This is a genomic window from Paenibacillus sp. NPDC056579, assembly GCF_042793215.1.
Taxonomy (GTDB): Bacteria; Bacillota; Bacilli; order Paenibacillales; family NBRC-103111; genus Paenibacillus_S.
Genome location: NZ_JBHTVD010000015.1, coordinates 84,366 through 90,365, shown reverse-complemented (window position 1 = coordinate 90,365; position 6,000 = coordinate 84,366). Strand labels below are relative to the sequence as shown.

5 protein-coding genes are annotated in these 6,000 nt (G+C 53.0%); 4 read left to right on the top strand and 1 reads right to left on the bottom strand.

Annotated elements, in window-relative coordinates:
* Nucleotides 1-621: 621 nt before the first annotated feature.
* Nucleotides 622-1,854, bottom strand: coding sequence for an aminopeptidase (locus ACFQ88_RS35365; RefSeq protein ID WP_239628410.1), 1,233 nt, complete (start codon nt 1,852-1,854; stop codon nt 622-624).
* 393 nt (nt 1,855-2,247) lie between these two features.
* On the opposite strand from ACFQ88_RS35365, the gene ACFQ88_RS35360 reads away from it, so the two are divergent.
* From ACFQ88_RS35360 to ACFQ88_RS35345, 4 genes are read left to right on the top strand one after another with little or no spacing between them, the layout of a single operon-like run.
* Nucleotides 2,248-3,159 carry a metal ABC transporter solute-binding protein, Zn/Mn family gene (locus ACFQ88_RS35360; protein WP_379462211.1) on the top strand — a complete coding sequence of 304 codons (912 nt, stop codon included), beginning with the start codon at nt 2,248-2,250 and terminating at the stop codon, nt 3,157-3,159.
* A gap of 26 nt (nt 3,160-3,185) precedes the next feature.
* On the top strand, nt 3,186-3,950 hold the full coding sequence (locus ACFQ88_RS35355) for a metal ABC transporter ATP-binding protein (protein WP_379462078.1): 765 nt from the start codon (nt 3,186-3,188) through the stop codon (nt 3,948-3,950).
* Nucleotides 3,951-3,956: 6 nt separating this feature from the next.
* Nucleotides 3,957-4,922 (top strand): metal ABC transporter permease, encoded by a 966-nt coding sequence (locus ACFQ88_RS35350; protein WP_379462076.1) that lies wholly within the window; start codon nt 3,957-3,959, stop codon nt 4,920-4,922.
* Complete coding sequence (locus ACFQ88_RS35345; protein WP_239628403.1) at nt 4,919-5,803, top strand: metal ABC transporter permease; 885 nt, start codon at nt 4,919-4,921, stop codon at nt 5,801-5,803. The genes ACFQ88_RS35350 and ACFQ88_RS35345 overlap by 4 nt, the downstream gene beginning before the upstream one ends.
* Nucleotides 5,804-6,000: the final 197 nt, after the last annotated feature.

The following is a 6,000-nucleotide window of genomic DNA, read 5'->3' as shown; positions in this document are numbered from 1 at the left end:
CTCCATATCAGAGCGCAATGCTTTGTGCCTCGACCATGGCGAATGTATTAGAAGGTGACTATGGGGTGAAGGGCTGGTCAAGAGCAAAGGGCAGACCAAGGTTACTCCATGCCAGACCGCAATGCTTTGTGCCCCACCGTACACTTGTTTGGAAGAATCCATAGTTAGAACCAAGGTTACCCCTCTGTCACACCGCCTCGCTCTTTGCTTCGACCATGGCGATCTTTATGAAGGCAAGGTTCAGGGGAGAACAAGGTTACTCATTCAAACTCAAGAGCATCAAATGTCCCCTAGTAGGTCGATCGGACATTGGTTCCGTTATTCGTGCATAAAGGCCCGAAAAGGAGGACGGATCGGACCGTGGTTCCGTTATTGGCACAAATTCGGCTTGCTTTGGGCGAAAAATCGCTCAATAAGTGCATCTGTGTCCGATACGTGTGTGTTTTCGATGTATTTCATCGAAATAGCGGATCTCTTGTCCGATCGACTACCCTTCTCCCATCAGAGAGGGTAGTTGTTGGCATAGCCTTTTACACTGCCATGCGCAATACAAGTAACTATAGTTTCTTAACTAGAAAAGAGCGGCAAGCAGCCGCTCTTCTCCATATCAGCAGGCGCCGATTAGAACGCCCAGTTACCCTTGCGGAATACCGGCTCTTCCGTACCGTCCGCGGTGACTCCGAAAATATCCATCTCAGCCGATCCGATCATAAAGTCGACATGAGTCAGGCTCGTGTTGAGACCTCTTGCCTTCAACTCGTCCTGCGACAAGCCCTTGCCGCCTTCGAGGCAGAACGCATAGGCGCTTCCGATTGCCAGATGGTTCGAAGCATTTTCGTCAAACAGCGTATTGTAGTACAGGATGTTCGACTGCGAGATAGGCGATTGGTGCGGTACAAGCGCGACTTCGCCGAGATAATGGGAGCCTTCGTCCATTTCGATCAGATTTTTCAGCGTGTCTTCGCCTTGCTGGGCTGTTACGTCAACAATCCGGCCGTTCTCAAAGGTAAGCGTGAAGCCGTCGATGATGTTGCCGCCGTAGCTAAGCGGCTTCGTGCTGGACACTTTGCCGTGAACGCCGGTTGCATGCGGAGCGGTAAACACTTCCTCCGTAGGCAGGTTGGCCACAAACGCATTGCCCTGCTCGTTGATGCTGTCCGCGGCGACCCAAATGTGGCCTTCCGGCAGCTCGATGACCAGATCGGTGCCTGGCGCTATGTAATGGAGCTTCTTGTATTTTTTGGCGTTCAAGTAATCGGATTTTGAGTTCAAGGTTTGGATGTGCTTCTCCCAGGCACCGACCGGGTCGGCTTGATCGACGCGCACTGTTTTGAAAATAGCGTCCCACAGCTTGCTGACTTGCTCTTCTTCCGGAAGCCCCGGGAATACTTTGGCAGCCCAGGCTTTGGATGGCACGGAAACGACGCACCAGCTGAATTTGTCGGACTGCATGTACTGACGGTACTTGGCCATTGCTTTGCCGTAGGTTTTTTGATGATTGACGATCCGCTCCTGCGGTATGCCCTTCAGCAGATCCGGATCGGACGAAACGATGCTGATCACGGCGAATCCTTTTTCCGCAAGCTCCAGCATCTCGGCCGCATACCATTTGGGTTCATCGAGGAACGAGGCGTCGGGAGCCAAGTCGTAGCGCAAACGGGTTACGGTATCGTCCGTCCAGTTGACCTTGACGTGGTGGGCGCCGGTTTCGTACGCTCTCTTGACGAGAAGGCGGACGAGCTCTGCCGCATCGATAGTGGCATTGATGACCAGAGTCTGGCCTTTTTGGATATTCACGCCGATATTCACAATGATATCCGCATATTGCTGAAGCTGCTTTTCAAAACTCGTCATAAGTAAGCCTCCTTTGGAATGGGTTTCCTTCTTTATCTTAACAAAAAACCAACGCAGACTCCAAGTTGAACAAAGCATAAATCGAGGCGGCAGAAAAACGAGGTAACGCGGCGCCTGAATCAAGGACCGGACGAGCTTGCCGTACTTGTGCTGCACAGATATGTCCTCGTCTTCACAAGGGCGGCAAAAATGTGAAAAGGATTTTTTTTGAATAAATGTTGCACTAGAGAAACAAATTTGTATATAATAAAAATAAATTGTACAGGGAAACAAAAGTTGATGAGGAAAACAATTAGAGCCTCGGTCAACTTTTTAGGGGAATAACCATATACTACCCAAAGGAGTGGAGCTCAAGTGAAAAGCAAGCCAATCTCATCGTTCAGAAGGTTTATTATGACGCTTCTTTTTTTATCCGTAGCAGCAGCGCTGGCGGCATGCGGCAATCAGGGGAGCGGCAGTCAGGCGAACGGTAAAATCAAAGTTACAACCACGATCGGAATGATTGCGGATATTACAAGACAGGTCGGAGGACAGCACGTAGAGGTTACCGGGCTGATGAAGTCGGGTGTCGATCCGCACTTATACAAAGCGTCTCAAGGGGATGTCAAGAAGCTGGAGCAGGCGCAAATTATTTTTTATAACGGACTTCATCTGGAAGGCAAAATGATTGAAATTTTCGAGAAGATGACCAAGGATAAACCGACTGTGGCAGTGTCCCGGAACATTCCCGAAAAGCAGCTGAGAGGCTGGGAGGGCGGAGAAGCGTCCCATGACCCGCACATCTGGTTCAATGTGAAGCACTGGATTTCGGCAACGGAAGTCGTACGCGACGAGCTGAGCAAGCTCGATTCCGCACATGCCGCCGACTACAAGAGCAATGCCGAAGCTTACATCAAGCAGCTGAAGGAGCTTGACGATTACGCGACGAAGCAAATCGCCTCGATTCCGGAGAAGCAGAGAGTGCTTGTAACGGCCCACGACGCGTTCGGCTATTTCGGCGACGCCTATCAAATCAAGGTGATGGGGCTGCAAGGCATCAGCACGGCATCCGAGTACGGCTCCAAGGACGTGAGCGATCTTCGTGAATATTTGGTCAAAAATCAAATCAAAGCGGTATTCGTCGAATCGAGCGTACCGAAGAAATCGATTGAAGCGGTCATCGAAGGGGCCAAAAAACAAGGCCATGAAATAAAAATCGGCGGAGAGCTGTTCTCCGATGCGATGGGAGAAGAAGGCACGCCGGAAGGCACTTATATCGGAATGGTTCGCCACAACGTCGATACGATTGTAAAAGCTCTGAAATAAAGAAGCGGAGAGGATGGAGAGATCCTATGAAACAAGCAGCGCCACTCAGCATAACGAATATGACGGTAGCTTATCAGAAAAAGCCGGTTTTGCGGGACATCGCCTTCGAGATTCCCGAAGGGAAATTGATCGGGATCGTCGGCCCTAACGGAGCGGGCAAATCGACGCTCATCAAGGCGGCGTTGGGACTCATTCCGCGCGTAACCGGTGAGGTGAGCATTTACGGCAAGCCCTATGCGGAGCAGCGCAAGCTTGTAGGCTATGTGCCGCAGCGGGAATCGGTCGACTGGGATTTCCCGACGAGCGCTCTGGACGTAGTCATGATGGGACGTTACGGGCATTTGGGCTGGTTCAAGCGGCCTGGCGCGAAGGAGCGGCAGACAGCGATGGAATGTCTCGAGAAGGTCGGCATGGCCGACTTCGCGGGAAGACAGATCAGCCAGCTGTCGGGCGGACAGCAGCAGCGGATTTTTCTGGCGCGGGCATTGGCCCAGGACGCGCGCCTTTACTTTATGGATGAACCGTTCGTCGGCGTCGATGCGGCGACGGAGAAAGCGATCATTACACTGCTGAACGAGCTGAAGACACAGGGCAAGACCGTGCTGGTCGTCCACCACGATCTGGCTACCGTCAAGGAATACTTCGACTGGGTCATGCTGCTCAATGTGCAGCTGGTGGGAATCGGTCCGACGGAAGACATCTTTACGAAGGAACAGCTGCAGCGCACATACGGCGGCAGGCTGACGATGTTAAATCACGACGATGAATCGATCATCGTCTCAGCGAGGTGAGGCGGCATGGAAGGATTCAACTTGCTGGAGCTTTTTCGCGATCCTAATGCGCAGTGGATATTGCTCGGAAGCATCCTGCTAGGCTTGAGCAGCGGGGTTCTCGGCAGCTTTGCCTACCTGCGTAAGCAGAGCCTGATGGGGGATGCGCTGGCGCATGCCGCACTTCCCGGCGTATGTATCGCGTTCATGCTGACCGGCTCCAAATCGATATTTTTCTTCTTGATCGGCGCTGCCATCTCGGGACTGATCGCGACGTTCGGCGTCGGGTTCGTGACGAGAAACTCCCGCATTAAGCAGGATTCTGCTCTCGGTATCGTGCTGTCGGTATTTTTCGGCTTCGGCATCGTTCTGCTGACGCAAATACAGCACGGGTCGAGCGGCAATCAGAGCGGTCTGGATAAGTTTCTGTTCGGTCAGGCCGCATCCATGATTCATTCGGACGTGGTTATCATGACGGTTGTAGCCCTTGTGCTCGTTCTTGTATGTACGCTGCTGTTCAAGGAGTTCAAGCTGCTCAGCTTCGACTCCGGCTTTGCCAAAGGTCTCGGCTATCCGGTAGCTTTTCTGGATCAGCTGCTCATGTTCTTGATTGTCGTTGCCGTTGTAGTGGGAATCCAGGCGGTAGGCGTGGTGCTGATGTCCGCGCTGCTTATTACTCCCGCCGTATCCGCAAGATATTGGACGGAGCGGCTCGGCGTGATGGTCGTATTGTCCGGCCTGTTCGGCGCGATCAGCGGGTTTATCGGCACCTTGATCAGCACGACCTCGAGCAACATGCCGACAGGCCCATTGAGCGTGCTGGCGGCAACGGCATTGTTTATCGTATCGGTCGTATTCGCTCCGCGAAGGGGCATTTTGGCAAAAGTGCTTCAACGGGTATCGGTGAAAAAGGCGGTGCTGGAGGAGAAAAGCCGTCCGGTCAGACCTATCGGCAAAACGACGGCGCAGCCAAGCAAGGAGGGGCAAGCATGAATGACTTTTGGATATTGCTGACGGCGGCATTGGTGGCCTGCTCCTGCAGTCTTCTCGGATGCTTTCTCGTCCTCCGCAAAATGGCGATGATCGGCGATGCGATCAGCCACTCCGTGCTGCCGGGCATCGTTATCGCCTTCTTGCTGAGCGGCTCCCGCGATTCGTTCTTCATGATGCTCGGGGCGGCAATTCTCGGCTTGATCACCGTATTCTTGATCCAGATGTTCCAGCAGAGCGGCGTGCAATCCGACGCTTCGATCGGGGTAGTGTTTACCGCCTTATTCTCCGTCGGTGTCGTTCTCGTAAGCATTTATACGCGGCAGGTCGATCTCGATCTGGATTGCGTGCTGTACGGCGAAATTATCCGCGTACCGTGGGATACGATTACGTTCGCCGGCATGGAGATCGGCCCTAAGGCAGTATGGGCGCTGGGGCTAGTGCTGCTGCTGAGCGGCTCGGTGATCGGCTTGTTCTACAAGCAGTTCAAAATATGCTCCTTCGATCCGGCAATGGCGGCGGCGGTAGGAATTCCCGTAGCGTTCTTCCACTATTTGCTGATGGGGCTAGTGTCCATGACAACCGTCGCTTCCTTCGAAAGCGTAGGCGCGATCCTCGTTGTCGGAATGCTCGTAGTGCCTGCAGCGACGGCCTATTTGCTGACTGAGCGTCTGGGCGTCATGATCGTATACAGCATGATCATCGGCGTAATCAGCTCGACGGCGGGTTATTACGTATCCATGCTGCTTGACGCATCGATTGCAGGTTGCATGATATCGGTAGCCGGAGTATTGTTCGTTATCGCCCTGCTGTTCTCTCCGACACACGGCGTCGTATGGCGCAAAATGAAACAGCGCCGCAGCTTGGTGGAAGAAGCGGCTTAACAGCACATAAGAAAGAGGCCGGTCAATCGACCGGCCTTGTCGTACTGCCAGGCTCTTGTAGAAACCTTATTTTTTCGAAATGTTTGTAATACGTAGGTGGGGATATGCCTCGGAGGAGTTTACGTCCGCCTTTGAAACCTGTGAAAATACCGCTAAATCTATCCGATTCACAGGATTCAACAGCGGCTGGAGGGGCA